Annotated in this window: 5 protein-coding genes and 1 pseudogene; 1 reads left to right on the forward strand and 5 read right to left on the reverse strand. The window is 57.3% G+C overall.

The window, feature by feature from the left end; genetic code table 11:
• The 5 genes from QLQ83_RS17025 to QLQ83_RS17045 form a co-directional block, all read right to left on the reverse strand.
• Nucleotides 1–1,113 (reverse strand): BCCT family transporter (locus QLQ83_RS17025; RefSeq protein WP_282736709.1); only part of this gene is annotated, 1,113 nt, incomplete at its 3' end.
• Nucleotides 1,114–1,194: 81 nt separating this feature from the next.
• Nucleotides 1,195–2,055 (reverse strand): bifunctional methylenetetrahydrofolate dehydrogenase/methenyltetrahydrofolate cyclohydrolase FolD, encoded by an 861-nt coding sequence (folD, locus tag QLQ83_RS17030; protein ID WP_282736710.1) that lies wholly within the window; start codon nt 2,053–2,055, stop codon nt 1,195–1,197.
• A gap of 14 nt (nt 2,056–2,069) precedes the next feature.
• On the reverse strand, nt 2,070–2,945 hold the full coding sequence (gene purU / locus QLQ83_RS17035; RefSeq protein ID WP_282736711.1) for a formyltetrahydrofolate deformylase: 876 nt from the start codon (nt 2,943–2,945) through the stop codon (nt 2,070–2,072).
• A 141-nt stretch (nt 2,946–3,086) separates the two neighbouring features.
• Nucleotides 3,087–3,563: a methylenetetrahydrofolate reductase C-terminal domain-containing protein gene (locus QLQ83_RS17040; protein ID WP_282736712.1), complete on the reverse strand. Its 477-nt coding sequence runs from the start codon at nt 3,561–3,563 to the stop codon at nt 3,087–3,089.
• A gap of 202 nt (nt 3,564–3,765) precedes the next feature.
• The gene (locus QLQ83_RS17045) at nt 3,766–4,935 is read right to left on the reverse strand and encodes a glycine cleavage T C-terminal barrel domain-containing protein (protein WP_282736713.1); all 1,170 of its coding nucleotides are present in this window, start codon (nt 4,933–4,935) and stop codon (nt 3,766–3,768) included.
• A gap of 534 nt (nt 4,936–5,469) precedes the next feature.
• Between QLQ83_RS17045 and QLQ83_RS17050 the strand changes: the two are divergent.
• Nucleotides 5,470–5,729 (forward strand): annotated as a pseudogene (locus QLQ83_RS17050) (MFS transporter); the annotation flags it as partial.

The raw sequence follows: 5,729 nt of genomic DNA on the forward strand, positions 1-5,729 counted from the left end.
GGTCGGTACCAGCAGCACGGCGGTCAGGAACTCGCGGACCGTGCGCCCGCGCGAGACCCGGGCGATGAACATGCCGACGAAGGGCGACCAGGAGATCCACCAGGCCCAGTAGAACACCGTCCAGCCGTGGTACCAGGTGGTGTCGTCTCGGCCGATCCAGTTGGAGAGCGGCACGACATGGCTGGCGTAGGCCAGGGTGGTGTCCCACAGGCCGTTGAGGAACAGCAGGGTGGAGCCGGTGATCACCACGAAGGCCAGCAGGGCGAAGGCGATCACCATGTTGATGTTGGAGAACAGCTTCACGCCCCCGTCGATGCCCCGCCATACCGAGAACAGCGCCACCACCGTGACGCCGACGATGATCGCCAGCTGGGTGCCGAGGGTGTTGGGGACGTCGAACAGGTAGTTGAGGCCGCCGGCGGCCTGGGAGGCCCCGAAGCCCAGGGAGGTGGCCAGGCCGAAGATGGTCGCCAGTACCGCGGTGATGTCGATCAGGTGGCCGGCCCAGCCACGTACCCGGTTACCCAGCAGCGGGGTGAAGGCGGAGCGCAGGCTCAGCGGTAGCCCACGGTTGTAGGCGAAGAAGGCCAGGGAGAGGCCCACCACACCGTAGATGGCCCAGGGATGCAGTCCCCAGTGGAACATGGTGGCGCCCATGGCGGCACGAGCCCCTTCCGGGGTGCCGGCGGCGGCGTTCAGCGGCGTGCCGTACCAGTCGGTGTAGTTGGCTACCGGCTCGGCCACGCTCCAGAACATCAGGCCGATGCCCATGCCGGCGGCAAACAGCATGCTGAACCAGGAGACCAGCGAATGCTCCGGCCGGGCGTCCTGGCCGCCCAGCCGGATGCGCCCCAGGGGCAGCACGATCAGCACCAGGCAGAGCAGCACGAAGAGGTTGCCGACGATCATGAACAGCCAGTCGAAGTGCTCGATGGACCAGCCCCGTGCGGCCGTCAACTGGGCGTTGGCGGCATCGGGGTAGACCAGGGCATAGAGGATGAAGGCCAGGATGGCCAGGGCGGAGAGGGGAAATACGGGGTTGTGGAAATCCAGGCCCAGCACCTGGGTGTTGTCATGGCCCGGGGCCATGGTGGGATCGTCGTTGTGGTTCATGTGAGGTCCTCTGTTGTTATTGTCGCATCGCCTGTAAGGCGATGCCGGACATTTCTGGCGTGTGTGGGGGAGATATAAAGGTCAGGCCAGCTGACGCCTTGCGGCACGTGTCGTATTCAACAGCAGGCAGCCGATCGTCATTGGACCCACGCCACCGGGTACCGGCGTAATTGCACCCGCCACGCGGGCAACCGATTCGAAATCCACATCACCCACGAGCTTTCTCTTGCCATTGACATCAATGGCGTTGATACCGACATCAATGACCGTTGCACCGGGCTTGATCCAGTCAGCGTTGATGAACTCCGCCCGGCCGACCGCCGCTACCACGATATCGGCATTGCGGCACAGTGATTCGATGTTCCTCGTTCGTGAATGCGCAATAGTGACAGTGCAGTTTGCCTGTAAAAGCAGTGCAGCCATCGGCTTTCCCACGATATTGGAGCGCCCCACCACCACGACATTCTTGCCACTAAGGTCCGGATGGACCTGGCGCAGCATGATCATGCAACCTTGTGGCGTGCACGGCACCAGCGATGGCCGCCCGGAAGCAAGTGCCCCGACGTTTAGTGGGTGGAAGCCATCAACATCCTTGGCCGGATGGATGGACGCTATCACCTCATCCTCATTGAGGTGTGATGGAAGTGGAAGCTGCACCAGAATGCCGTGCACCTCAGGATCATTGTTTAGATGATCGATCAGCGCATTCAGGGTGTTCTGGGAGGTTTCGGCATCGAGGCGGTGTTCAATAGAGCCCATCCCCGCCTCGGTCGCCCGCTTCACCTTGTTTCTCACATACACCTGGCTAGCGGGATCCTCCCCCACCAATACGACAGCCAGCGTCGGCACTATGTCATACTTGCCCTTGAGCAGCTCGACTTCAGAAGCGACTTCTTGCAAGACCTGATCCGAAAGCTGTTTTCCGTCTATTAATTGAGCCATCATGCCCCCTGCGTCTATTTGAAAATAACGGTCTTGTTGCCCGAAAGAAACACGCGGTTCTCTGTATGAAGTTTAACGGCGCTTGCCAGTGCCTTGGTTTCGGTATCTCGGCCAAGGGCAACAAGTTCTTCCGGGTAGTAGGCATGATTGACGGGTAGCACGGACTGTTCGATAATCGGGCCTTCATCCAGGTCAGCGGTCACGTAGTGCGCAGTGGCACCAATCAGCTTGACGCCACGCTCAAATGCCTGATGATAAGGCTTGGCACCCTTGAAGCCGGGCAGGAAGGAGTGATGGATATTGATGGCCCGGCCGTGCAGCTGCTTACAGAGGCTATCGGACAAGACTTGCATGTACCGCGCCAGTACCACCAGCTCGGTTCCTGTCTCGTTGATAATACTGAGCAGCTCGGCTTCCTTTTCCAGCTTGGTGTCTGGTGTCACTGGCAGGTGAACAAAGCGAAAGCCTTCACGTTCAACTAGCGGTTGAAGATCCAGATGGTTGGATACTACCGCCGTAATATCGATATTCAATTCGCCCTTGTGATAACGGTAAAGAAGATCGACCAGACAGTGGTCAAACTTGGATACCATGATCATGACCTTGGTCGGGTGGCTGACCTCATGCATCGCCCACTTTATGCCATGCTTGTCTGCCAGGGCATTAAATCCAGTGCGGATGTCTTCAAAGGTATGTCGGGAGTCCGGGATGATATTGAATAACGTCCGCAAGAAGAACTGACCGCTGATCTTGTCATCGAATTGAGATAGCTCTGCGATATAGCCGCCGCGCTCTGTGATATAAGATGCAATCCCGGCAACGATTCCTGGCGCAGTCTTGCAGCTGACAGTGAGGATGTATTGGTTGGAGTAGTCCGTGACTTGTCTCATGGCAGATAACCTTTATATTTGATGTTAGTTGGTTGATTCGCTGACAGCAGATTGATGTCGTTGATGTTGTTTATTCAGGCATCAGGATGGATTGCCTGGCGGGTTGTTCACTATTGCGACCAAGGTCCACATCGTTAGAAGTCACCTTGAAGCCTCGTTATGGTCTTCGGTCAGCTTCGAGGCATTACGTGCGACACGCAGCCAGGAGGAACTGTCCTTCTGACTGTGATCCACTGGCAGTTGCACCACCTGGATCTTGTCGCCGCCTTTCATCTTCTGACTTCCATCCCAGGCTTCGACCCAGACACATCGCATCTCCGGCTTGACCTCACAGTGGCCGTTGGCGCGTACCCCACCACAAGGACCGTTGCGCAAGGATTTAGGGCAGTTCATGGGACATGCCATTCCGGTAGAACTGAGGATGCACTGACCACACATCTTGCAGTCGAAAAGCAATCCCTTGCTGAGCTTCTCCAGCATGCTCACCGGCTTTTCTGCGCGCTGGTAGCCTACCGAACTCCAAAGCGGCTGCAATTTGACGATCACCGGTTCGAATATTCGGTATACGCCCTCAAGGAATCTTGCGTGCCGCACGGCCCAAAGACGAATGGAATACATATGTCTCTCCTTTCACGGCAACGCCACTGTGGAGCTGATCATTGATCCCTGGATCCGTGAGACACCTTCTTGGCCCCTTGAAATCAACAAGAAATTTCTCGTCTTTCCAGATAAATACTTTCCTGGTCAAGAGGCTGATATTGTAAGGTTCCATGGCGCTCACGGATGCAGGTGCTTTGTAGGTCAACCACCAGGCTGTTATTCAAGCCGATATGGCGATTTTCTTTTTGGGGTCGAAGAAGGGCTTTTCGACCACAACCGCCTTCACGGGGCCGGATGCGGTTGGAATTTGCAGTTCAGTGCCAATCGCGGCATGTTCAGTGGCCACCATGGCCAGAGCAATGTTCTGCTCGAGGCGCGGGGAATAGACCGCAGAGGTCACCTTCCCGACGGTCTCGCCATCCTTGCTGAGGGGCCAGAACCTGGTGTTGGGTCTCTTGAGGGGCGCCATATCAATACGCAGCCCGACCTGCTTGCGACTCACGCCATTTTTACGGATGCGCTGCAACGCGGCCTTGCCGATAAACTCTGCTTCCATGTCCGGGTTCACCAGACGGTCCATCCCAAGCTCGTAAGGATTGGTGTTGATGTCCGCATCAGCGTGATAGGAAAGCATTCCACCTTCGATGCGGCGAATCGTAGAGGTATGACCAGGCTTCAACCCAAAGGGCGCACCTGCCGCCATGATCTTTTCCCAGAGTTCATCCCCCCGCGTGCCATCACGCAGATAAAGCTCATAGCCCAGTTCGCTCGACCAGCCGGTGCGCGAGACAATCAGTGGAATGCCATCAAGCTCGATCTCGCGCAACCAGTAGTAGCGCAGGTCCATGATGCCCTCGCCAAAGAGCTTCTTCATCACCTCGCCCGAGTTCGGGCCTTGTAATTGCAGAGGGGAGACATCGGGTTCGCCGATGCTGACATCCATCCCGGCATGAACCGCAATACCTTGCGCCCACAACAGGATGTCGCTGTCAGCCAGCGAGATCCAGAAGTGATTCTCTGCCAGCCGTAGCAGGATCGGGTCGTTCAGAATGCCACCGTCCGCATTGGTGATGAGGATATACTTGCACTGTCCAACAGCCATTTCCGACAGATCACGCGGGGTTAGGCACTGCACGAATTTCGCCGCATCTGGACCGGTGATTTCCACCTGCCGCTCGCCGGCAACATCGCAAAGGATTGCCTCGTTCACGAGGTTCCAGAAGTTCTGTTCCGGATCCCCGAAGTCACGCGGAATATACATATGGTTGTATACTGAAAAGCCTTTTGCTCCCCAGCGGACCGTTGCGTCAAAGTAGGGGGATTTCCGGATCTGAGTCCCGAACCCAAAGTCATCTTCTTTTTCTATGTTGGCTGAAGTAAGATTTGTCATTGTAATTACCTTTCGTGATGTTAAGTTCAAGAGACCGCGCGAACTGGCTGATTCGGCACAGCTCACTATAGGCTCACATGGCGGTGTGAAGCGGCCTAAAATCACGGCGAATCAGAACTGAACAGACCAGTTTTTTACGCAGCGCAGTCCATTTGGTCCGGTTTATCCATACCAGGCCCCTACGTCGCTGGCGTGGGATTGACTCACTGCTCCAGCAATCGGGCGACCCGTCGTTGGCTCATCCCGAAGTCAAAGCAGGGTGGAGTCTGATACCGTTGGGGCTGGGGCAACTGGCGGTATCCCGGGCTCTGTTTCATTTTCGTCGCAGAACCGGGAGGGGACGGCGCTGGCCCTCTCGCCCTTGCCTGCTGTTCCAGGGTCGGGCAGTCATTCCATGAATCGAGGATGTGAGGGATGCATGGTGATCAAGAGAAAGCGTGATATCGCGCATCAACGGGGAGGCATCCCGCGGCAGGGGGAGCGTCTGGCAACTGCATGGGCCGGAATCGTCGATGATTGTCGCGTGGAGGCACCATGAAGACGCTATCGAGCACAGGGTTTGCGATCTTTGGCGCCGCGCTGGTCGCGATCAGTTACGGGCTCGCACGCTTCGCCTTCGGGCTATTCGTGCCCCCTATCCGAGATGAGCTGGAACTCACGCCGTATGTGATCGGCATCATCGGCGCGCTGCCGCTCATCAGTTTCCTGCTGGCCACGGCGATCGCGCCGTTCACCACCGATCATCTCGGGGCCCGCAACACGGCGGTGCTCTCCGGGGCGTTCGGCGTCGGCGG

It is taken from the genome of Halomonas rhizosphaerae (genome assembly GCF_030010555.1).
GTDB lineage: Bacteria > Pseudomonadota > Gammaproteobacteria > Pseudomonadales > Halomonadaceae > Halomonas > Halomonas rhizosphaerae.